The 23,506-nt window shown below is 41.0% G+C and carries 20 protein-coding genes; 5 read left to right on the plus strand and 15 right to left on the minus strand.

Annotated features, from left to right (window positions below):
• The first annotated feature begins 147 nt into the window (after positions 1-147).
• The 5 genes from ABIS04_RS06040 (at position 148) to ABIS04_RS06060 (ending at position 3,296) form a co-directional block, all read left to right on the plus strand.
• A complete protein-coding gene (locus ABIS04_RS06040) occupies positions 148-468 on the plus strand; it encodes a putative signal transducing protein (RefSeq protein WP_137221784.1) in 321 nt (106 codons plus the stop codon).
• A 135-nt stretch (positions 469-603) separates the two neighbouring features.
• Positions 604-963 (plus strand): rhodanese-like domain-containing protein, encoded by a 360-nt coding sequence (locus tag ABIS04_RS06045; RefSeq protein WP_350432896.1) that lies wholly within the window; start codon positions 604-606, stop codon positions 961-963.
• An 8-nt stretch (positions 964-971) separates the two neighbouring features.
• Positions 972-1,883, plus strand: coding sequence for a bifunctional precorrin-2 dehydrogenase/sirohydrochlorin ferrochelatase (locus ABIS04_RS06050; RefSeq protein WP_350432897.1), 912 nt, complete (start codon positions 972-974; stop codon positions 1,881-1,883).
• Between the two features lie 78 nt (positions 1,884-1,961).
• A complete protein-coding gene (locus tag ABIS04_RS06055; protein WP_350432898.1) occupies positions 1,962-2,498 on the plus strand; it encodes a YaeQ family protein in 537 nt (178 codons plus the stop codon).
• 207 nt (positions 2,499-2,705) lie between these two features.
• A complete protein-coding gene (locus tag ABIS04_RS06060) occupies positions 2,706-3,296 on the plus strand; it encodes a CBS domain-containing protein (protein ID WP_350432899.1) in 591 nt (196 codons plus the stop codon).
• An 80-nt stretch (positions 3,297-3,376) separates the two neighbouring features.
• On the opposite strand, the gene ABIS04_RS06065 is transcribed toward ABIS04_RS06060, so the two are convergent.
• The 15 genes from ABIS04_RS06065 to ABIS04_RS06135 form a co-directional block, all read right to left on the minus strand.
• Positions 3,377-5,824: a S8 family serine peptidase gene (locus ABIS04_RS06065; protein WP_350432900.1), complete on the minus strand. Its 2,448-nt coding sequence runs from the start codon at positions 5,822-5,824 to the stop codon at positions 3,377-3,379.
• Between the two features lie 460 nt (positions 5,825-6,284).
• Positions 6,285-6,671, minus strand: coding sequence for a rhodanese-like domain-containing protein (locus tag ABIS04_RS06070; RefSeq protein ID WP_350432901.1), 387 nt, complete (start codon positions 6,669-6,671; stop codon positions 6,285-6,287).
• Positions 6,672-6,684: 13 nt separating this feature from the next.
• Positions 6,685-6,897, minus strand: coding sequence for a DUF2892 domain-containing protein (locus ABIS04_RS06075; protein ID WP_350432902.1), 213 nt, complete (start codon positions 6,895-6,897; stop codon positions 6,685-6,687).
• A 44-nt stretch (positions 6,898-6,941) separates the two neighbouring features.
• Positions 6,942-10,214, minus strand: coding sequence for an efflux RND transporter permease subunit (locus tag ABIS04_RS06080; RefSeq protein WP_350432903.1), 3,273 nt, complete (start codon positions 10,212-10,214; stop codon positions 6,942-6,944).
• Between the two features lie 5 nt (positions 10,215-10,219).
• Positions 10,220-11,269: an efflux RND transporter periplasmic adaptor subunit gene (locus ABIS04_RS06085; RefSeq protein ID WP_137221768.1), complete on the minus strand. Its 1,050-nt coding sequence runs from the start codon at positions 11,267-11,269 to the stop codon at positions 10,220-10,222.
• 216 nt (positions 11,270-11,485) lie between these two features.
• On the minus strand, positions 11,486-12,763 hold the full coding sequence (locus tag ABIS04_RS06090) for an outer membrane protein transport protein (protein ID WP_350432904.1): 1,278 nt from the start codon (positions 12,761-12,763) through the stop codon (positions 11,486-11,488).
• Between the two features lie 426 nt (positions 12,764-13,189).
• The gene (gene putP, locus ABIS04_RS06095) at positions 13,190-14,647 is read right to left on the minus strand and encodes a sodium/proline symporter PutP (RefSeq protein WP_350432905.1); all 1,458 of its coding nucleotides are present in this window, start codon (positions 14,645-14,647) and stop codon (positions 13,190-13,192) included.
• 134 nt (positions 14,648-14,781) lie between these two features.
• Positions 14,782-15,489, minus strand: a complete 708-nt coding sequence (locus tag ABIS04_RS06100; protein WP_350432906.1) for a DUF3379 domain-containing protein — start codon at positions 15,487-15,489, stop codon at positions 14,782-14,784.
• Positions 15,482-16,045, minus strand: coding sequence for a sigma-70 family RNA polymerase sigma factor (locus ABIS04_RS06105; RefSeq protein WP_350432907.1), 564 nt, complete (start codon positions 16,043-16,045; stop codon positions 15,482-15,484). Before ABIS04_RS06105 ends, ABIS04_RS06100 begins: the two co-directional genes overlap by 8 nt.
• A gap of 100 nt (positions 16,046-16,145) precedes the next feature.
• Positions 16,146-17,774, minus strand: coding sequence for a BatD family protein (locus ABIS04_RS06110; RefSeq protein ID WP_350432908.1), 1,629 nt, complete (start codon positions 17,772-17,774; stop codon positions 16,146-16,148).
• Positions 17,768-19,897, minus strand: a complete 2,130-nt coding sequence (locus tag ABIS04_RS06115) for a VWA domain-containing protein (RefSeq protein ID WP_350432909.1) — start codon at positions 19,895-19,897, stop codon at positions 17,768-17,770. The genes ABIS04_RS06110 and ABIS04_RS06115 overlap by 7 nt, the downstream gene beginning before the upstream one ends.
• On the minus strand, positions 19,897-20,901 hold the full coding sequence (locus ABIS04_RS06120) for a VWA domain-containing protein (RefSeq protein ID WP_350432910.1): 1,005 nt from the start codon (positions 20,899-20,901) through the stop codon (positions 19,897-19,899). Before ABIS04_RS06120 ends, ABIS04_RS06115 begins: the two co-directional genes overlap by 1 nt.
• On the minus strand, positions 20,901-21,443 hold the full coding sequence (locus ABIS04_RS06125; protein WP_350432911.1) for a DUF4381 domain-containing protein: 543 nt from the start codon (positions 21,441-21,443) through the stop codon (positions 20,901-20,903). Before ABIS04_RS06125 ends, ABIS04_RS06120 begins: the two co-directional genes overlap by 1 nt.
• Complete coding sequence (locus ABIS04_RS06130) at positions 21,444-22,379, minus strand: DUF58 domain-containing protein (RefSeq protein ID WP_350432912.1); 936 nt, start codon at positions 22,377-22,379, stop codon at positions 21,444-21,446. It lies immediately after the preceding gene.
• 41 nt (positions 22,380-22,420) lie between these two features.
• Positions 22,421-23,377 carry a MoxR family ATPase gene (locus ABIS04_RS06135; RefSeq protein WP_350432913.1) on the minus strand — a complete coding sequence of 319 codons (957 nt, stop codon included), beginning with the start codon at positions 23,375-23,377 and terminating at the stop codon, positions 22,421-22,423.
• Between the last annotated feature and the right edge of the window lie 129 nt (positions 23,378-23,506).

Below are 23,506 nucleotides of genomic sequence, written 5' to 3' on the forward strand. Positions count from 1 at the left end.
TGTTATTAAATGCGAATAGCTTGTATATAGTTAACATAACCATTGTCTATGGCAAATGTCCAACTTATAAACAAGACTCGACAGATTTTGATAGAGGAAGTAGGATAAAACAAATTTGCCAGCAAGAGCAATGCAGCAGGATAACGCATGGAACAACGAAAAGTATTATTGGCCGGTGGTAATCTACTGCAGGCTCACACATGGAAAGGGTTACTTGAAACCAGTGGCATTGAAGTTGATCTTAAAGGCGAGGCACTCATTGGTGGTGTCGGCGGTTTGCCTATAGAAATGCAGACGGTCGAGTTATGGGTAGCAAATAATCAACTTGTCGCTGCGCAAACGTTACTTGATGCACTCGATATCGAGCAACCTCAATGGCAATGTGTTCAATGCCATGAAATTAACGAAGGAAGTTTTGAATTGTGTTGGCAATGCAGTTCCCCAAAAAGTGAAATGCATAATGAATAAGCACTTGGATAAGATCGTTTTTAGTCAACCAGTGTGAGCATATAAATAATTTTGTGAAACCACTTTTAAGTTTATGACGTATTGGATACTTAATGTGTCACGGATGAGTGACGTTACCTATCTTAAGGAAGTATTATGCAAGCATCACCAGCATTCGCTAGTTTGGTTGATTCTGTTTTACCCCATGTAACTTTGTTAACGATTGAACAATATCAACAACAAGATCAATTGCAATTAATTGATGTACGAGAAGATAGCGAGTGGTTACAAGGACATTTACCTAATGCAAAACACCTCAGTCGTGGCATTATTGAACGTGATATAGAGCATCGTTTCCCAGATGAAAATACCCCAATATTACTTTATTGTGGAGCAGGTCAACGTGCAGCATTATCTGCCTATAACTTACAGCTTATGGGTTATACGCAAGTTGCCTCAATGATTGGTGGTTACCGTGCATGGATACAACATCAATTCCCTATCGTTGAAGACTGAGTAGGTTAATGCAATATTTCCCATTATTTGTTGATACTCAAGGTCTGCGGGTCTTATTGGTGGGTGCTGGTGAGGTTGCCACTCGTAAACTAGATCTGTTGTCTCGTACAGATGCTCATATTCATGTAATAGCACCAACGGTTGCCAACGATATTGAACATTATTATTCCCTAGGGCGCATTCAGTTGTCTCGCCGCGAAGTGCGCAGTGATGATATTGCCAATGTTGATATCATTTATCTTGCTACTGCCGATGAGCAATTGAACAAGGATTTTGCGCAATTGGCAACTGAGCGGGGGATTTGGGTGAATGTGGTCGATAGTCCTAAATTTTGTCGATTTATTACGCCTTCGATAGTGGATCGCGGTCGGTTAGTGGTTGCGATAAGTACCGCAGGTGCAGCGCCAGTTTTTGCGCGAACTATTCGTTCCCGCCTCGAGACAATGCTACCGTCATCGTTAGCCCCTCTGTTTGATTTTGTTGCCAGTAAACGCGAAGAAGTACAAAATAAATTGCTTGCTGGAAAAGATAGACGATTGTTTTGGGAGCGGTTTTTTACCATTAACCAAGATAAATTTGATTCGTCAACAGAACAGCGCTATCTAGAGGCCTTTGACAACTTTGGTGTTAAGGGGGAAATCCTCTTGTTGACTGTGGATACGCCGGCACATTTACTCCCGATTGCTGCAATGCCTTTGTTACAGACGTTAGACGTGATCTACAGCGATAGTGCGCTGGATAGTGAGATTAATGAATTATTAAGGCGAGATGCAAACAGAGACGTTATTCCTTTAGTAAGTGATATCACACATCAATATGAACAAGGAAGTCGTATGCTAATCGTTTCTTCTGTTGCTCAAATCGCTCAGTTCAGTGCACATTTCCCGATGGCAAAACATCTACGACCTGGCGCGATTTAAAGCGTTTTTCCAGATATTCTATTATGACGAGTCTACTTTGTAGTAGACTCGTTTTTTTATATTGTTTGGAACCCTTATATGGCTGCTAAAGCTACCGTTTTTAAAGTATCACTGCAGATTGCTGATATGGATCGTCATTATTATGCGGATCATCAATTTACCCTAGCACAACACCCATCTGAAACGGACACTCGTATGATGGTACGTTTACTGGCTTTCGCCTTAAATGCATCAGATAGTTTAGTGTTTAGTAAAGGTTTATGCGTTGATGATGAAGCAGAGCTTTGGGACAAAAGCTTGAGTGGTGAAATCGATCTTTGGGTTGAGTTTGGTCAAGCGGACGAAAAGTGGCTCAGAAAAGCTTGTGGACGATCAAAACAAGTCATTCTATATACTTATGGTGGTCGAAGTGTGCCTATTTGGTGGCAACAAAACCAGCAAGCCTTCATCCGATACAATAATTTAACGGTGATCAATTTTCCTGAAGAGGCGGTCAAACAAATGGAGGTATTTGTTAATCGAAATATGGCATTACAAGTCAGCATAAGCGAGGGGCAAGTGTGGTTATCTGATGCAAATGATAGTGTGTTGATCGAGCCTGAAATATTAAAGTAAGTAGCGGTCTGAACCATATTTGTAACGACAATAAAGTGATTTCAACCTTAGTTTAGCAATGGTTAATTAAGTTTAATTAAATGGGTCTTGTACTAATAAAAACACAGGCAGATAATCAAATCAGATAGTAAACATCAAATGACTGACTAAATCATTAATATATATGATGTTTTATTTTTACGATAGTTATTGATTAAGGATGTTATTGTGAAGCAATTAGCCCTGTACCCAATTGAAAGAATTGATGAATTGACCTCGCCAGAAGCTCATGAAGACATTTCGATGCTTTCTTCGGCTATAAATGTGTTTACTGATTTTAAGAAAGTAACTCCACAAGTTATTGAATCGAGTACATCAGCTGTAAACGTTGAACATTTAATGCAGAAGTCTCATGTACGTCTAAAATTGGTGATCGATAATAAAGATCGATTTATCGGCTTAATCAGTTATGAGTCTTTACAAAATCAAGAGATATTAAAACGTGTTGCTGCGGGACATCAGCGTGAACAGCTTACGGTTGCTGATTTTATGATCCCTAAGGAACAACTTAAAGCGATTGATTTTGACGATTTAAGTTATGCACGAATAGGTGATGTGATTGAGACATTACAGTCAGCAGGGCAACAGCATTGTTTAGTGTTAGATCGAGAAAATCATACTATTCGAGGCGTATTATCTGCTAATGATATTGCTCGCCGATTAAAGCTTGCCGTCGATGTAAGTACACCAAACTCTTTTGCATCAATATTTGACGTTATTACTAAAAATCAGCAACCTGTTGGACTGAAAGTACCATAATATTAAAGTTAACCCCCCATTAACTAATGAATAAAAAATAGCCACATTATGTGGCTATTTTTATGTTCAACCGAACTATATTATTGGAAGCTTAAACTCCAAGTATCGATATATCCGGTGTCTTGGTTGGCATTATCAACTGCTTTCAATGTCCATATACCACTTGACTCAACACCTGCCATATTAGCTGTGTAAGTCTGGGTTAGATTATCAGTACCACCACCAGCGTTGTTATGCAGTACAACAGTTTGGCCCGTAGGGCTAACTAACTGGATTTTTAAATCACCAATATAAGTATGAATAATTCCTATAGACACTGATACCGTTCCAGAATCACCACTGCGGCTAACCGTTATAGGACTAGTAATGCCAGTAGTGCTGTTGTCTGGGATCGTATAATTCCCAGTATTAGTGTAGCTAGCAGGGCCGCCTGTGTTGCTGCCACCAGTGCTACCAGCGGTGTAGTTAGCCACTAAACCTACACCATTAAATGCACTGTAACCTTGTACCATCACATAGTAGGTACCAGATTGAGGTGTTGCTATTGGGCAAGATTCAGCATTACCACTTTTCCATGGACGACAGTCGTAACTACTGCTGGTAGGAGATGCGCCATACTGTACATACAAGTCAGCATCACCTGTACCACCACTCATGGTGAAACTTAAATCACTTGCGCCTGCAGGAACATCTAACGAGAAATATAACTCATCGTTTTTAGCACCAGCTAAAGCTGTTTTTGCCACACCGTTTTCAAGTACGCTGTCACCAGAACCTGTTCCCGGATCGGTTGGGCCATTACATGATTCGTCTAGGTAAGCTTTTGCTGCGGTTGCATTGACCATACCGTAACCTGTTTGGTTATCACGACCGGCAACGCTTAGGTCATCTGCTGTTGCATTTAATGCTGCACGTACTTCACTGGCGCTACATTCCGGGTGGTAACTCCACACCAATGTTGCTACCCCTGACACATGTGGTGTTGCCATTGAGGTACCATTGTAATATTCGTAATCTTCATTACCTTGGTTACTTACCGTAGCGGATTGGCCTATTTGGGCTTTAAGTGCCAGACCCGTAGCACGATCTACAGAGACAGATGGAACGGTTATGTCACTATTAGCATCAACCAAAAATGGATTTTGTAAGCCAGGTAACGCACTATTACTGTAGACGATGATCCCAGATGCACCAGCATCTTTACAGGCCTTTGTTGAGTCTATTTCGGGATAGCTAGAACCTTGATTCCCAACACGTTCAACTAAACAAATTTTGTTGCTCATATTACCGCAGTTAAAGCTAGACCCACTCACGGTACATTCAGCCAGTGTGGCCGTAGCACTCGCGTTAATAGGTGCAGCAGTATAGCTGCTCCCTGATGGCGTTAAGCGGTTGTGCGGTACTACGCCATTGTTAAAGTATGATTGGCCACCAATGGTTATATCAGCTAAACGACCTTCGCCGACGGTTACCGTTGATAGAATTGCCTCACCGGGTCCCGAAATTTCAACTTGGTCTGTATACTGTGAAAAAGCAGCATGATCGAGATTGCTGTCAACTGCCGCAACAGACATAACGCTATCATAAGATGCTGGGTAGCTATAAGAACTGTCGCCAGCATTACCCGCCGCCGCAATTAATAACACTCCATTATTGTAATGAGCCGTTAATGCATTGCGCTCAGTGGTTGTTGAGCCACTGCCACCTAAGCTCATGGTGACAACGTTTGCGTTACCTGAATCAACACAGGTATCGATAGCGGCTACTAATGATGACGAGTAACCCCATCCTGCCTCATTAAATACTTTAACAACGTGAATATTGGCATTTTGATTAGGCATTACCCCAACAACACCTTCACTATTAGCAATAGCGGCAATGGTACCTGCTACATGAGTACCATGAGCATTATTATTACCTGGTTGATACCAGTTACCTGTGCCTGAATTATTGGTACCAGTTGCATTGTTACCACTTAAATCATTGTGGCTACGGTCATAACCAGAATCAATAATACAGATAGTACGATTACCTGCTTGGCTGTCACTTAAGACTGTTGCACCAACAAAAGTTTGTCCCCAAGGCGTTGTCTCTGCGAGCAGTCTACGAGGCAAATCCTCTTCTACATATTCAACGTCTTGACGCAAACGCAATGCTTTAATCGAAGGCGAGTCGAGTTTCACCGAGTAACTATTACTACGACCAACACGTTTCATTTCTCGTGCTTTAACGCTATTTAACGCTCTATACTGAGTGAATACTTCATTTGAACGAGGTTCATAAGACATGCTATTGCTGTCTGTTTCTACAGCCAAATTTTGTATTGCTGCACTACTACTCAATGTTTGTGCGGCATTGTCATTTCGAAATTTAACAATATAACGTTTAGGTAGGGGAGATTCTTGCTGAATCTGTTGGTTAGTTGCTGAGAGTTGAGAAGGGGCTGGTGCTGCGTTGACTTGAGTTGAAATAGCCAAAGCGAGTGCAGTCATGCTAAGCACGACAGCTGGGTTTTTATGATTTTTCATATTATCTTCCATGTTAATCAGGGGACGTAATGTCTTTTATAATTATGTTTTATTGATAAGCTTATTCTGCTTACCTGTTTAAAAGGTAATCATATTTCTGTCACATGTAAACAGTATGTTAATGTTTTTTATCAATGAATGGGTACTGATGAATGTATTGGGTTGAGTTAAAACTCGTTAAAGTTGAATTAAGATGCACTAATGGTTGACTCGGGAATGTATTATTGCCCTGATTTATAAAGACTAAAATTATGAAGTCGTATAATTTAAAAGTGCATAAATTAATCCATTATATGCTAATGAATAATTATCTAATATTGTACGTAAATAATGTTTTACAGGCTAAATGTAGGCAGTGATAATGACAAGGTTTATCGTATTGATATGATGAGGATATCAATACGATAAACTGTTAGATATGATCAATAAAATCACTGTCTATAACTGTAGTTTTATATTGTTAGTGAGGTTTTCTTTCGGAGATCAAGTTATCTAAACCACCAGCATTATAGGTGTTGCTATAACCTTGTTTAATGAGTGATTCCTGTGCCATACCACTACGATTACCACTGCGACAATAAAGAACTACTTCAGTATCTTTAGTGATATTGAGTTTTGCTAACTCAGGTACGATATTCTCAAAGGGAATATTAATTGCCCTGTGAATATGGCCTGCAGCAAACTCTTCAGCTGTGCGCACATCAATTAACATGACACCGCGGTCTATTTTTTCCCATGCAACGCTAGGATCTTGCTCTGCTGCCAACGTAGGCATTAATGATGCAGTTAACATGACTAAGAGTGCCAATATAAATTTGGCAGGCAACAGTATAGATTTTTTAAACACAATTATTTCCTTGTTATTTACTTAAGGCTATTTCAGCAGCAGTTTTGATGCCCATTTTTTTCATTACTATCGCGGCAGGACAAAAACCTGTAAATGCACTCTGGAATAGGTTAGCGCCTACAAATACAGTAAGCCAGACAAAATATGGGCTGACGGTTACGGTTAGCACTACGGACAGTAAAACCATAAAACCGCCAAAGGCTATAATACATCTTTCTAATGACATTTTTAACTTCCTATTGGGCTTTGCCCTGTTTGCAAAATAATAAGTTAACTTTCTTTAATCGTGTGTTTATGTTTCATCACAGAAAAATACAACACCGGAATAACGACTAACGTTAAAATGGTTGAGATAAAAATCCCGAAAATTAAACTGATGGCCAAACCATTAAAAATGGGGTCATCAATAATAAATAATGCTCCAATTATTGCCGCTAATGCTGTTAACATAATGGGCTTTGCCCGTACCGCGCCAGAGTGGATAACAGCTTGCTCTAAAGGCACGCCTGCGGCTATTTGTTGATTAATGAAATCAACTAGCAATATTGAGTTTCGAACAATAATGCCGGCTAGCGCTATCATGCCTATCATAGAAGGCGCGGTGAATTGAGCGCCTAACAAAGCATGTCCTGGCATAACGCCGATAATAGTTAATGGAATTGGCGCCATGATAATGAGTGGCACAATATAAGATTTAAATTGACCCACTACGAGTAAGTAAATGGCGATCATGCCAACGGCATATGCAATACCCATATCGCGGAAGGTTTCATAAGTTATTTTCCATTCACCGTCCCATAAAATAGATACATCTGTTAATCCATCAGGCTGATTAACCAAGTTTTGTTGAATAGGATAGCTTGAGTCACCTTGTTCATTTTGTTGATTAATTTGACTAACCATGTCGAACATCCCATAAAGAGGGCTGCCTGTTGGGCCTGCCATATCAGCAATGACCATGATCATTGGCACCATGTTTTTATGAACAATCGGTGCATTAATAGTCTGTTGATGTACTTTTACTAATTCAGCCAATGGTACTGTGCTACCTGACTGACTCGGCAAACGTAATAGCAATACTTGTTTTAAGTCCAATTTAGCCGCTTCATCAAGCTGTAATCTTATCGGCGTGGGCTGCATTAACTGTTCTTGATGTAAATAATTGACATCCTTACCATCAACAGCAGTGCTGATAGCTTCCACGATACTTGCATAAGAAACCCCCATTAAACTGGCTTTATTACGGTCAATAATGACTTGCCATTTCTGTTGCTGTGCTGGCAGATAGATATCCATATCAACAACGTATTCAGTATCTTTGAAACGCTGTAACAAGTCATTGGCTGCTTGCTCACGTAACTCAGTGTTAGGTGCATAAACCTCGGCTACGATAGGGGACCAAACTGGCGGTCCTGGAGGCACTTCAACAATCTTGATATTGGCTTGATAGCGTAGACCAATTTGTTGCAATGGTTCGCGTACAGATGATGCAATCGTGTGACTGTCACGGTCGCGATGTTTCTTATCCACTAGATTAACTTGGATTTCTCCCAGCTCTTGGCTGCTACGTAAAAAATAATGTCGTACCAAACCATTAAAGTTCATTGGAGCATGTGTACCGGCGTACAACTGTAAATGCTCAACCTCTTCTACATTGCTGAGATATTGACTAAGATCTTGTAGTACTCTTTGTGTTTGCTCCACAGGAGTTCCTTCAGGCATGTCGACCATCACCTGAAACTCTGATTTATTATCAAAAGGCAGCATTTTTAATACCACAGCTTGCATTACAGGTAAGGCGGTAGCAAAGACAATCAATAATATGATCCCTAAAGCTAAGCCTTTACGTGCTTTTGGGGCATGCTCGCCGATTAAAAAAGGACTCATTATTCGCGTAAACAAACGTGTTAATCGATTGTCTTCTTCAACCGCAATGCCAGTATTTGTCGCTGCACTATTTGAACTAGATGACGTTTTATGAGGCTTAAGTAAATGGTTGCTTAGCCAAGGCGTCATAATAAAGGCGATTAACAATGAAATAATCATCCCCATGCTGGCATTAATTGGAATTGGGCTCATGTATGGTCCCATTAGTCCTGATACAAATGCCATAGGTAATAACGCTGCAATTACCGTAAAGGTGGCTAATATTGTTGGTCCGCCCACCTCATCAACGGCATGAGGAATAAGTTCACCAATGGGTTTATCACTCATTGCCATATGTCGGTGAATATTCTCTACCACCACGATGGCATCATCGACCAAAATACCAATAGAGAAAATAAGTGCAAACAATGAAATCCGATTTAACGTAAATCCCCATGCCCAAGATGCAAACAGGGTAATGGCGAGAGTGATAATAATCGCAACACCGACCACGGCTGACTCGCGTAATCCCATGGCGAAAAACACCAAGAGCACAACTGCAGATGTAGCAAAAATCAGCTTGAATATAAGGGTGTTGGATTTATCTCCGGCTGTTTTACCGTAGTTTCGGGAGACTGCAACGTCAACATTATCTGGAATTAACACATTATCGACGGCATCGATTTTAGCTAACACAGCATTAGCAATATCAACGGCATTTTGACCGGCTTGTTTACCGATTGCGATAGTAACAGCAGGATAAGTGCCTTTATCTGTTACATGCCAAACGTGTTGTTTGGGGATATCGCTTTTAAGACTTACATTGGCAATATCAGATAAATATACTGCTTGAGGCAATGGAGTTTGTTCTGTAGTTGCCTCGGGTTGATTCACTTTGATTAATAGATTACTGACATCATCCGGAGTTTGTAAAAACTGACCCGTTTGCAGCTTAATTTCTTGATTATATTGCGTCATCGAACCGAGGGTCGACGCTTGGTTATTATTCTGCAGTGCGTTACTGATATCGGTAAATGTCACCCCGAAGCTGTTCATTTTCACCGGATCTATACGCACATTTAACACTATTTCATGGCCACCTTGGGTATAAATCTCTCGTGTACCCGGTATCCGTTTTAGTTCAGTTTCTAGACCTGATGCAACTAAGGTGAGTTGCTCTGCCGTCATGCTAGGGTCTTTAGACCAAAGCGTTAATCCTACTATTGGCACATCGTCAATGCCTCTGGGTTTGATTAACGGCTGACCAATACCTGCTGCATGATTAAACTTGTCGCTATTTGAGTAAAGTTGGTTATATAAATTAACCACGGCTTCATCTCGTGGAACCCCAACTTCAAAAATGGCAATAATGAGCGCGCCATCAGGCTGAGAAAAGGAGTAAAGCGTATCAATCCCTTTTATTTCAGAAATGATGCGTTCTGCTGGCAAGGTAACTTGATTCTCTACTTCTGTGGGTGTAGCACCAGGGTAGGGAATAAACACATCAGCAAAAGTGACATCAATTTGAGGTTCTTCTTCTTTTGGGGTGATGATTACGGCAAAAATACCGAGTAATAACCCCAAAATGGCTAACAAAGGTGTAATGGCATTATGTTGAAATGTCTTTGCTATGGAGCCAGAAATACCGAGTTTTTTTGAATCATTTGGTGTTGTCATTGAGATTACTCCTGAGCTTGTGCTGCTGAGGAATTAATTAAATAACGGCCGGCGTCAATAACAATTTCGTCACCAACCATGAGGCCGGATAATACTTCTGCAGTATTATTTTTAGTATCAATTCGGCCTATACGCACTTGATTGAGTACTACCTTATCTGCATTTTTACGGTATACAGACGTCAAATCACTGACTTGGTGTATAGCTGATAGTGGGATCATTAAACTGGGTTCGCTAGGAATGTCTATTATAACTTTACTCCACTCACCAACAGTCACATTTTCGATGTTATTAGCATCAAGGTTGACTCTAACTTGATGTTGATGAGTCTGCGGATCGGCAAATTGGTATACGTTAATCTCTTTTGAAGTGATTTTATCTCCGTTGAACAATTGTACGGTTACTTGATCCTGTTGCTGCCATAGGGCTACGTCTTGTTGTGGTATTTGAAATACGACTCTGAGGTGTTGAGTATCGTAACCGGAAAATAACGCTTGGCCGTAGGATATCGTTTCACCTAATTCAATAAAACGTTGGGTCATTCGGCCACTAAAGGGCGCGCTAACGACAGTATAATTTAAGCTTTCTTTCGCCTTAATTAATAACGCTTGAGCTGCGCTGACGGCTTGTTTACTGGATTTTGCTTTGGCAGTGGCTTCATCCATTGCGCCTTTAGATATCGCTCCCTTTGGGAACAAAGTCTTATAACGGAGATATTGCGCTTGAGCCTCGCTGTTAAGGGCTTCTGCTTTTGCGAGTTCAGCTTCGGCACCCGCTAATCCAGCGCCTTGTTCTTTGTTGGTTATCTCTAATAATGCCGCACCTTGCGGAACAAGATCGTTCACATCAAACAAGATTTTTATTATTCGCCCTGAGGTTTGCGCCGACACCGTTGCTGCTTTAATTGCTTCAATTTTAGCATCGTAAAGTCGTGGTTGAAGTTGTTGGGAATATGCAAGTGTTAATGTTTTAACATCAGAGGCTTGTGCAGCACCGGGTAAAATGATTGAGGCTAAGATGGCACTGAAGAATAATTTTTTGGATAAGTGAGACATAGCGATAGCCTTGATTGATGTTCATAAGAAAATTCTAATGGACTTTAACCAGTTAAGCAACCGATAAATTGTAAAACTTTATAAATTAGAACATGTTGATATAAAAAGCCGCCAATTAAAGATAACCGGCGACTTAGTGGAATCCGTTTGGTTTTTTAGCCCGTCGTGAGTGAGCGCAAAAAAAAACAATAGATATTAATATTTAAAAACAGCTAGTTAAAAGCTGTAGTTATATTGTACTGAGTAATAAACAGCATTTGAGCGGGTTTGAGCTGATATTTCACTATTATACCCAGCGACTTGTGCAAGAAGGTTACTATCTTCTAACACCGTTACATCTTCTCCGCGAACCAAAGCAACACCAAAATCAACGGTAGATTGTTGATTTAAATCGTAACTCACACCAGCGGTATACCAAGTTCGGTCAGAATCTGGGATAGATAAAGATGAATGCTGATCAACCACACCTTGGTCGGTTGCTAACCCTGCGCGTAAAGTCCAATCTTGGGTAAGATTATAAGTAGCGCCTAAACTTAAGAACCACGAATCTTTCCAGTGGTATTCTTTTAAATCAGCTTTGTCGACACCATTCTCGCCGTCTTTAACCACGATTTTGTCGAATGCACTCCAATTAGTCCATTGGGCCGTATAATGCACGGCAAATTTGTCTGTTAGCTGGTGGAAACCGGCAAACTGAGCAATATCAGCAAGTGGAATATCAATTTCATTGTATTCAGAATACAAGTAGTTCACATCACCTTTAGCTGTGAGTTTAGGGCTTATACGATAGCTTAAACCAAAGCGGTTATCTGGGTTGACTTCATAAACCACTCCGACAATCCCGCCTAATGCCCAACCATCAGCATCAACATCAACTAAGCTACCCAATTGCTCGTTAGTTCGAGTTAGGGTTCCGCTGGCATAAATAGCATCAATACCGAAACCAAAACTAAACTCATCATTTACTCGGTATGACATACTGGTATTGAAATTAATAGTAACCACTTCAGTATTACCTAATAAATCAACTGGCGGTGGAAGTGCGACAGCATTACCGCTAATAGTAGGAGCTCTGTTTGACAAGTCACCTAAGTCGGTACCGGTACCATAGTTAGTGAATGCGGCAACCCCGAAAGCCATTTTGTCGTTAATGGGATTGATATAATAAAAATTTGGGATGAGTTTAGCTTCAGCCGCATCATGTTCACTACCAAAAACGACATCTTGTCCAGCAAAACTGCCTTCTATATCAGATACCGATACATCAATATCAGCATAAACGACGCCTAAAGATAGTGCTGTTTCATCAAAAAGAGCCATTGCTGCAGGATTTCGAGATAAAACTGAGGCGTTGTCAGCAATAACAGCATCACCAGCCATGGCACGACCAATACCAGTAGCGGATTGACTGTTTAACTGGAAACCAGCTGCAGACGTTTGTGCGCTGATTAAACCTACTGCAGCAGCAATGAGTGTCTTGTTGAATTTATTCATTATTATTTCCCATTTGTTATTACCGTTTTCGAGTTAATTTTAATCACTTTAGAGAGTTGACGGCAAAAATTTAGGGCATCTTAGGTAAGTGCGATCAATGTAACAACTCCGACCAGATGTTAGCTGTTGTTAACATTAAGTTAATTTAAGATCTTAATCGTGAAGTAGGTGTTTGATAGCGTGGCACTATATGTAAATTAGCGGCAGCACTAATGTGATAGTAAACAACCAAATAAAGTAAATTAAAGTTTATTCATACTGAATGAATATTAAGCGCCTGAATGACAATTTAGAACAATCGGTTTTTACCGCTTAACATCGTCTTACTTATTGTTGTTTATTATCTAATGGTGAAATAACGGTTAATAAATAACGCAACCTCGAGAACAGAAGTTGAGCTATTTATATCATTCAATTATGTAAAAATTATGATGTTAATGAACGACGAAAAACGTTGAAATCTGCGATAGTTTTCTGTGTTGGTGGTGAAACTTTACTAATAATAATGCCAAATAACATTGCCAAAACAAACCCAGGAACGATTTCATATAACTCAAAAAGCCCCCCGGTCATTTGTTTCCACACTACAACAGTTATCGCACCCACCAAAATGGTTGCAATAGCCCCATTACGGCTATAACCCTGCCAAAAAAGTGATAATAGCACCACAGGACCAAAAGCCGCGCCAAACCCAGCCCATGCATAACTGACTAAACCCAATACACTGCTTTCCGGGTTTAACGCAACTAAGCCTGCAACTAAGGCGATAGCAATGACACCTATTCGACCCACTAACATTAATTCTTTACTGCTAGCTTGAGGACGCAACCATTTAAGATAAAAATCTTCAGTGATTACACTAGAACAGACCAATAATTGTGAATCAATGGTACTCATGATGGCAGATAAAATGGCCGCAATGAGTAAGCCGCCTACCCAAGGATTAAAAGCTGCATTGGCTAAATGAATAAAGACCGTCTCTGGGTTTTTAAGTGGCTCTGCGGCAAAGTAAAGACTACCAGCAATACCTGTTGCTAAGGCACCGACTAGCGACACTAACATCCAACTCATGGCAATACGACGTGAAAGCATCAGATCTTTTGGATTTCCAATTGCCATGAAACGAGACAAAATATGCGGCTGACCAAAATAACCCAGTCCCCAAGCCAATAAAGATACAAGACCTATCACCGTGGTGTTTTCACTAATAAACGACAACATGGTGGGATCAATGTGTTCAAAATTGGCTTGTGTATTAGGTTCGCTAAAGATTGAAATAGGTACAATGACGAGCGCGACTAACATTAAGCAACCTTGAAAGAAGTCTGTCCAACTAACGGCAAAAAATCCGCCAACAAAGGTATAAGAAACGATAATGAATGAACCGATCAATAAGGCAACGGTATAATCGAGGCCAAATACTTTTTCAAATAATATTGCGCCGCCGACCATGCCTGAAGAAGTATAGAAGGTGAAAAAAATTAGGATTGTTAATGCCGAAACAAGTCTTAATAGCCCATGAGAATCATTAAATCGATTTTCAAAAAAGTCGGGTAATGTTAATGCATTATCGGCCATTTGGGTGTAAATGCGCAGACGTCTAGCAACAAATAGCCAATTAAGCCAAGCCCCAAACACTAATCCAAAACCAATCCATGCTTCGCCTAATCCACTTAAATATACGGCACCAGGCAAACCAAGTAATAACCAACCTGACATATCTGATGCGCCAACACTTAACGCTGTTACAGCGGGGCCCATTTTTCTGCCACCAAGAATGTAATCATCCACGGTATCGGTTTTGCAGTAGGCCCAGTAACCAATTGCCATCATTAAGGCGAGGTATCCGATGAAGGTAATGATGATTGGTGTTTGAATATCCATATTGCTTCCAAGTTATTATTCTTATGGTCAACATGCTAGCAGAAGTTTGATTTAGTTCACACTTTGATTTTTCTAGTTGAAAAAAAATCCGCTATTCAATGAAGTAGCGGATTTTAAATGGTTATCAGTAGATATTAAATAAAGGTGTTTTCAACTTCTTTTTTGACAAAATCAAGGTCTGAAGCGGGTTCTCCAACCAAGACCATATAGGCATCGGCTGTTTGAAAGCTTTTGCCTTTATACTGATTATCAGCAAAGGCTTCTTCTAATACAATCCGGTTTTCTATGGGCACAATGAACAGGGTAACCTTGTTTCCAAGCTCGTCAGCCATCACCAAATGTAATGATTTGATACCTTGAAAATCACAATATGAAGTGTAAAAAACACGCCCAGGTTGTTGGATAAACTTGGAATCACTCAATCCATCTATACTGGCTAGTTTAAAATTAACATCATTAAAGTCAATATCCTGTTCCATGATTAATGCTTTGGTTTCATGATGAACATGCGCTAATGAGTTATCTCCTAGGTTTACTGGCGTAAAGCGCAATAAACTAAAGCTTACACCCACAATGAAAGCCACTGATGCCGCCATCGCCATCATATAACGAGTGTGTTTTTTGCTCTTTTGATGTTGGCTTAATTGCTGTCGTAAAATTAATTTATCCGCTAAATCATTAGGCACATCTATACTGAGTGCTTGAGTGAGTTTATGGTCAAATGCTTTTAGGTCTTTGACAAATTTAGCATCATCTTGATTTTCAGCTAAATGAGCTAAAAATTCTTCAGATTGATTGTTGGGGTCACCGTATGCTTGGCGACGAAACTGTAGATCATCCATTTGATTGACCTCTTACCTCTGGTGCTTCGAGAGCGTCTTTTAACTGGTTTCTGGCTCTAAATAAACGGGTCATTACCGTGTTTCGATTAAGTTCGAGCATGGTGGCAATTTCATCACCACTAAACCCGCCAATCAACTGCAATAACAAAGGCTCTCGGTATTCAATATCGAGTTTACCTATTTGACGACGTAACCAATACTGCTCGGTATCATCTTCATGACTTGTCGATAAAACATCTTCAAGTAAATCTTGTTCAACGTCACTGTAGTCAAATTGTTTACGCTCAAAACGTCTGGCATTTTCTCGTCTTAAAATGGTAATTAACCAGGCTTTAGCGGCTTTTTCGTCATTTAAAGAGTCCAAAGAGCGCCACGCTCGTAAGAACGTTTCTTGAGTAATATCTTCTGCGACATGTTTATCACCACATAACCAAAAGGCATAGCGAAAAATGTCGGTATGAAGCGCCCTGACAAGGCTATCGTATCGTCGTTGTTTTGTTAGCATCTCAGATAAGACCGCGGGTTCAGCCTTTTTCTTACGCAGGTAATCAAACATTTTTTAACTTTTTTGAGTTAATCATATGTAACAGCTTAAAAAGAGGTGGGATTAATAGCAAGCTAAATAGCAGAAACACTCTGCTATTTAGCTTTTTAATCTAAGGGTTAAGCTCTGCAATTATCGATTTGCTACTGGCTTGAGATGGCTGTTGATAGGCTGAAATTGCATCTATGAGTGACTTTTTGTCCATAGCTTGAGGATGACGGCTGTATTTATCAGCTTGTAATTTACTAATGGCAATTTCAAGTTGTGTTGATAATCTACTAATTTGAGTCAAGCTCATTGGCTGACCTAAGCGATCGCTAAAGTAATCTTGTAATGCTTTAATAGCGGCACTACTGTCATTACGATCGCAAGCATGAATAATGGCTTTTAATTCTGAGGTAGTGCTTTTTAATGGCGTTTTTTTGTGGTTAGGAGAAACCTGATTATCCCTAGTGTTTGCTGCTACCGCTTTTCGCCATAATACTAACGTTATTATCCACAGTAGTGCCAATACTCCGCTAATCCACGGCCAATATCCAGCAGAGCTATTTACCGTAAAACGGTCCGCTGATGGAATATCTGTTGGCGTTACGGTACTGCCAATAACATTAATAGTACGCGCAGGAAGAGTGGCAAATTGTTGTTTTTTAAGATGTGGATTCCACCAAGGCACCCGTATCTCTGGCAATGTGTATGTACCCGGTTTTGTTGGTACTATGGCTGTCGTTAAACTGTACTGTGATACCACTTGATTGTCGCGTACAAAGGTTTGCCTTAAAGGCTTTTCTGGATAGGCTTTTAATCCTTCAACCAGCGGTATATCGATATCGGGCAAGCTGGTGTCATCGGTATTTGATGCTATCAAGCTAATGGTGCGAGTAATAGGGCTGCCTACTTCAAATTCGCTGATATCGTCTGGCCAAGTTTCTTTTAATACTGCAATGTCACTGACAAGCCATTTTCCTTGGTAGCTTGGCGGTGTTGAATTGATTTGAATGACTTGTCTTTCTGCTTCAGTTTGCATCGGCCGACTTTCGTTAAAGCCAAACATTCCACCTCGTCTTGGCGCTTCCACAAGTACATCGCCTGAAAAGCTCGCGCCGTTGATGACTAATTCTCCTGGGAGATCGGCAATAATACCGTAAGTGCGTTCTATCACTCTAAACCGACGGCCATCGACAATTTCGCTACCGTCTTTGTCTTCACCAATTTGTTTGACTTGCGCACCTTCTACGGTGGGAGCACTTATGACACCGCGTTGCAGCTCAACGGCTAAATAGAGCTTCACTTTATAGGTAATTAATTGACCGACATAAGCGTCAGAAGTATTGGTGTTAGTCTTAATAAACACGTTTTGTGCTTCACTGGTCTTGGCACCTTGAGGCATGACCTTCACCGAGATGGGCTGTGAACTTACTCCGTTGATATTGAACGCCGGTATGGTGACATCACCTAATGATTTAGGTGACAGTAATACCTGCCATCGGGTTTCTTTTGTAGTGTCAAAGTTAACCATTTTGGTACTGCGGCCAACACTGGTTCTGCCAACAATAAAGTTTTTGAGTAACACTGAAGTATCTAACGCTCCAGCGCTGAGGTCATCATCGGCCGTAATATCGAGCACAAAGTACTCCCCAGCAATGACAGGGTTACGATCTATTGTTGCTTGCACTTGGCTAAGGGCAAATACCGGGGCTGCAATGATGAATAGCAATAGGCTACAAAAGGTTCTAATTACCACTGTTCATTATCCTTAGTCGGTTGACTATTTTGACGACGTTTTTGATATTCGAGCTGCATTTTATTACGGATCAACACTTGTGGGTCTTCGTTGATAGCGCGAAGGGCTCGTTCCATATCTGCTGGCAGTTTATCTTGGTTTGCTTGCGATGCAGATATCACTTCTGATGATTTACCTTCTGTTGCCGTTTTGTCACTTGGTTGTGCTGAGGCTGCAGAAGTATTCATTTTTTGACTGTCATCAGTTTGTTGTTCACCACTTTTACTCGCATTGGCCTGCATACTCGCTTCGTTACTCTCTGGCGTGTCTTGGTTTGCAACATCATTTTGTTGAGAAGATTGGTTACCTTCAGATGATTGTGGTGCCTGCGGCTCAGCGCTATTTTGTTTTTGGTCACTTTGTTGCTGATCATTCTGTGCCGATTGCGATTGCTCACCGTTTTGCTGTTCATCAGAGTTTGATGTCTGATCAGCTTGTGGCTGTTGATTCTGTGACTGTTGTTGCTCGCTATCAGATGAACGGTCATTGTTATCGTTAGATTGATTTTCCGTGCTCTGATCTTGGCTTTGTTGGCCAGATTGATCTTGTTGACCCTGTTGATTTTTCTGTTGGCCTGATTGTGACTGATCAGGCTTTGATTGATCTGAATCGCTTTTATCTGACGAAGATTGCTCTGATGATGAATTGTCATCATTTGAATTTGATTGATCTTGTTCTGACTTATCCGACTCTTGCTTAGAGGGATCTTGTTGCTGTTGTTGAAGCAATTGTTGAGCTAAGGCCAAATTCTTTTCTGCCTCGCTAAAAGGAGACTGGGCGGCAATGGCTTTTTGGTAACGAGTGATTGCTTCTTTATAATCTTTTAGCTGCATCAGCGCATTACCCTGATTATATAAACCTTGGGCACTATTATCTTGCTCAAATCCTTCTAGTGCTTGTTGATAATCACCCGCTTTATAATGGGCAGAAGCACGCCATTGCGAGTCTTTAAATGTGTCAGCAGCCTGAGCAAATTCACCTTGTTGGAATGCCGATTGTGCTTGTTGATCTTGGGTTTGCCATAAATCTTGCCACACTGAGGCTTGCGCCGGTTGGCTCTGTGTCAGACTAAATGCCATTGCAGTCGCCAGCAACAATGCTGGGTTAAGCAAGATGGTTAATAATCCTTGTCTAAAACTCATTAACATCGGGATGATTAATAACATAGCAAGGTATGGTCCCAGATCTTGCCATGCTTCTCCAGCAAGTTCTGTTTCGGTTGCTTTACCGTCGGATGCCAACCACTGGGTTAGGGTGGTAACATCGCTGCCATCAGTTTGCGCAGGGACGAGGATCCCTTGATGTTGTTGCACCAGTTTTTGTAATAAACCGTAATCTGTTTTAGCGACAACGACTTCGTTACTATTATCACGTAGTAATTGGCCGTCAGCTAATCGGATAGGGGCTCCTTGCTTACTGCCAAAAGCCATGATCGATAGACGATAACGGCTGTTTAGCACTGTGGTTGCTTGATTAAATTGATGTGCAGAAATGCCATCGGTCATAACAATAATGTCACCTGTGACGTGACCGCCTTGTTCGAGCAGTTTTTCTGCCAGAGCTAATGCTGCTGCCAAGTTTGAGCCTTTGGTCGGCATAATATCGGGCGATAATGTAGGCAGTAAATTTAAAATGGTGCCACTGTCACGAGTTAACGGACTAATAGTGTAAGCATCACCGGCATAGGCTATCAGTCCGGTTTCACCTTCTTTTAACTCACTAAGTAAATCGGTCGCTCTAAATTTAGCATAAGACAACCGATTAGGACTTAAGTCAGTAGCGAACATGGACTGAGACATGTCCATCACTAGCACTCTACCTTGCTCGGTAGCAAATACCGGCAGACTTTGTTTATTTAATGCAGGGCCAGCAATCGCTATAACGGCAATGATCCAACAAGCTATTAATAACCATTTTGGTTGATGGGTTTTCTCAACGGTTTGGCTTATTAATAATTGGCTTAAATGCGGGGCGATATATTGCTTCCAAGCAGATTGTTGACTCTGTTTTCGCCAAAACAGTGTACTTAATATCAATACTGGAATGAGCCCCAAAAGCCACTCAGGGCGAATAAAATGTACCATTATCGGTTCGCCTCTTTGCTTGTGTTTGTTTTAGGTAATGACAACGAAGGCCATAGTTGTTGCAAACTAATTAAGAAACTGACTAATAATGACATTAATAAAGGCCAATAGAATAATTCACTTTTAGGGCGATAACTCAATTGATCTCGACTCACAGGTTCTAGTTTATCTATTTCTTGATAAATACCTTCGAGATCTTCACTGTTTCGAGCTCTAAAATAACGACCTTTAGTTAGGTCTGCTATTTTTTTGAGTTGACCTTCATCTAAATCCATTGATGGATTAACACGTTCTTTGCCAAATATAGTGCGACGTTCTAATACATCAGCGCCAACACCAATAGTGTAAATGGTGATATTACGCTTAGCGGCAATTTGCGCGGCAACGTCTGGCTCTATGTTGCCGGCGTTATTAGAACCGTCTGTCAGTAAAATCAATACTCGGTTACTTTCATCCACTTTATCAAAGCGTTTAACTGCAAGTGCTATTGCTTCACCTATAGCGGTTTGTTTACCGACTAAGCCTATCTGCGCATCATCTAAAAATGTGGCAACTGAGCGACGATCTAACGTCAGTGGTGCTTGTAAATATGCATGGTCAGCAAATAGGATTAGCCCGAGCCGATCACCTTTTCGACGTTCAATAAAGTCACTAAGCACATGTTGTATTAGCGTAAATCGGTTAACCGTTTTACCGTTTACTACCATGTCTTCAATTTGCATACTGCCCGATAAATCAACAGCCATCATTAAATCGCGGCCTTTTGCTGGTAGTTCAATTGGATCGCCAAGCCATTGTGGACGGGCTATTGCTAATAACAAAAAAAGCCACATTAACCAGTATCGTTTTCGGCCAAATTTATGGTTTGTTGGGGTGGTGTTGGTGACCGTTGAGGCAATCCCCGGTAATTGTAAATACCCGCCAGCGCTGTTCATATTGACACGTTTAATCAATAACGGTAGCGGTAGCAATATTAATAACCATGGCCAATAAAGTGCTAACATTAGGCCTCCTGATGCGTAGGGTTGGATGCTAAGGTTACATCATTAAAATGACGTTTATTACTTAACCAAGCGCTTGCTAAATGTAGTAATTGCACTTTTTCAGATGGGTTTAGACCGTTAGCCTGATGACGCTTAATTAATAACTGGCCAATTTTATGTTGTTGTTCAGGCGCCATACGAGTATCTAACCAATCAAACCAAGGTTGTCCGTTGAGTTTGGCAAAATGTTCGCGAGGTAAATACGTTAATGCGGTGCGCTTAAGTAAGCTATTTACCTGTGCGGCGAAGTTATCATCTTCAATGTTATAACTCTGGAGTAGCGTCAGCGCTTTTTTGCGTGGAGCATGATATTGGCGCTGTTTATATAAGCGCTTGGCTAACCACAATATTAAAATGATAAATACAGCTGCGATTATCCAATATCCAGGTGCAATGGGAATTGCGCTTACTGGATCCGGTAATTGAATATCTTGCATTTGAGATAATGCTGATACATGTTCATCAGTAGGCATTGGCTGTGTTGGTAAATTTGAAGTGGTCATTTAACGTAAAATTTCCAATTGTGCACTGAGCGGTTTGCCTGCATCAATAAATTTTGGTTGCACTTTAATCAAATTCATTAACGAGACAAATTGCTGTATTTGTTGTTGCTGAGTGCTTAGCCAAGCTTCATAACTTTGGCGTGTTAACGTCAGTTGTTGCTGGCCATCACGCACCGGTAAGGCAAATTCTTTGGGTAACGCTAAAGTCCCTTGTCTTAAAGGATCGGTTACGACAAATGCACCAATATCACAGTAGCGGGATAATTCAGTTAATGGTGCTAAGCATTGTTGGTTAATGTGTTGCCCGTCTGTGATTATCCAAATAAGTGATCCTGGTTTCGCAATACGCTGTAAACGTTGGCAGGCTTTAAACATATGACCTGGATCGGGTGACAATTGATTAATTTGGTCTAATTGCTGCTGATGAGCATTAATTAGTCCTGAGGTTAGCTGCAAAATACCTTGACGACGATTACGTGGTTTGAGCTCTAAATGATTTGTTTCACTGGCTATTAATGCGCCAATTCTATCGCCATTATTGATAGCGTTCCAACCTAATGTTGCGGCTAAATGTGCCACTTGAACCGATTGAAGTAAGAGTTGTGAGCCAAAATACAAGCTGTGGCTTAAATCAATTAATAGCAGAATAGGGCGTTCACGCTCTTCAACAAACAACTTAGTGTGTGCCACTCCTGTGCGCGCCGTTACCCGCCAGTCAATGGTGCGAACGTCATCACCATTTTGGTAATGACGCACTTCAGCAAACTCCATCCCGCGGCCTTTGATAAGACTGCTTCGATGACCTGACAATGCTGCTTTTGCGCGTGATTTACGATCGGGAATCGCGCGCGACAGACTTTGACAAGCTATAAGCTCTTGCTCATTTAAGCTCACACCATCACTGTAAAGTGGTAATGAATTAGTTTGGTTCATCATAACCTGATAATGCTTAATAATAGGTGTTCGAATGGGAACATTTACGGTACAGCAACTTGGCTAAGTATGTGATCAATTACCTGATCGGCCGTAACGCCTTCAGCTTGAGCTTGGTAACTGAGTAACAAACGATGTCGTAATACATTAGGCGCTACAGCTTGAATATCTTCTGGTGATACAAAATCACGCTCATATAACCAAGCTCGTGCTCTTGCACAACGTTCTAACGAGATCGTCGCGCGCGGGCTTACACCATATTCAAGCCATTTTGCTAGCTCAGCGCTGTAGCGGGAAGGTTGGCGCGTTGCCATCACAATTTCAACAATATATTTTTCTAAGGGTTCAGCTAAATAAATCTCTAATGCTTGGTCCCGTGCTGCAAACACATCGGCTTGGGCGACGGGCTCTATTGTTGGTAATTGATGGGTTTTGGCCTCATTACGGGATTGGCGTAAAATTTCAAATTCAGTTTCAGCGCTAGGATAATCAAGGTTTAAATGCATTAAGAAACGATCTAATTGTGCTTCTGGCAGCGGATAAGTCCCTTCATTTTCTAGCGGGTTTTGTGTTGCCATTACTAAAAACAGTTCCGGTAAAGGATAACTGTGTTTACCTACGGTAACTTGGCCTTCAGCCATTGCCTCTAATAAAGCCGATTGTACTTTGGCTGGGGCACGGTTAATTTCGTCAGCAAGGATTAAATTATGGAAAATAGGTCCGGCTTCAAATTCAAATGTACCCGTTTGTTGACGATAAATATCGGTACCCGTTAAATCGGCTGGTAGTAAGTCGGGCGTGAACTGAATCCGATGAAACTCACCTTCAACTCCATCACACAAGGCTTTTACAGCACGGGTTTTGGCTAACCCTGGAGGGCCTTCAACTAATAAGTGTCCATTGGCGATAAGTGCTATCAGCAAGTTTTCAGTTAATACGGGCTGGCCTAATACGACAGAATCTAAATAGGCGCGAAGTGAGTGGAAACGACTTAACGGCATAGCAGTACTCAATTTATTTAGTTGGTATTGGGGTTATTAGAACCTATGTTATGAATTCTATTGGTTTTTGGCTAGTAGGATTAACACAATTTAACGCTTTACTTGAACGATAGTTGTAAACGCCTGTTT

Origin of the sequence: Shewanella sp. H8 (assembly GCF_040285065.1) — a bacterium.
Classification (GTDB): domain Bacteria; phylum Pseudomonadota; class Gammaproteobacteria; order Enterobacterales; family Shewanellaceae; genus Shewanella; species Shewanella polaris.